General features: G+C 38.3%; 1 protein-coding gene. It reads right to left on the minus strand.

Annotated features, from left to right (window positions below):
- Positions 1–4 precede the first annotated feature (4 nt).
- Positions 5–632: helix-turn-helix domain-containing protein (locus V8Q34_RS27370; RefSeq protein ID WP_335836691.1), on the minus strand; the 628-nt coding region annotated here is incomplete at its 5' end.

A 632-nucleotide genomic window follows, 5' to 3' on the forward strand; every position in this document is an offset into this window, starting at 1 on the left:
AGCCTCACATCCTTTCGAATTCTTTCACTTTTTTTAACAGTTCTGTCAGCATATCCTTTTCTTTCAGTTGACTCTTTAATCTAAGATTTTCACGCCGCAAGCGTTCTAATTCATCAACCTCATCATCCGTTTTATGATGACCTCGTTTATCTATTAATGCATCATTTCCATTAGCATCATATTTCTTTACCCAAGAATAAACCTGGTTGTAAGATACATCATACAAGGATGCAGTATCTTTGTAATTACGTTCGTGATTTATACAGTATTCAACAATTTCTCTGCGTTCCTCAATAGTTGTTTTTCTTCTTGCTTCTGCCATATAGACCTCCCTTTTAGGATTATAATCCTTAAGTTCTCTATTGGCATTATAACGCATAATCCAGCCTCTGAGTACCGCCCTTGAAGAGATATTATATCTGGCAACAATATCGTCTACGCTCCCTTGTCCTGACAGGACAGCCTCTGCGCACATCTTTTTAAAATCTGACGAATAAGAGGAGTTTCCGGAAACCTTGAAAAATGCGGAGATTCCATAAAGCCTGTATTTGGCTACCCATTGCTGCAGCGTTGTTTTCCCAATGTTATATTTTTCTGACAGAAAAGGATAGGAACTCCCATCAAGGTACTCC

It is taken from the genome of Blautia sp. JLR.GB0024, assembly GCF_037000545.1.
Classification (GTDB): domain Bacteria; phylum Bacillota; class Clostridia; order Lachnospirales; family Lachnospiraceae; genus Blautia; species Blautia celeris.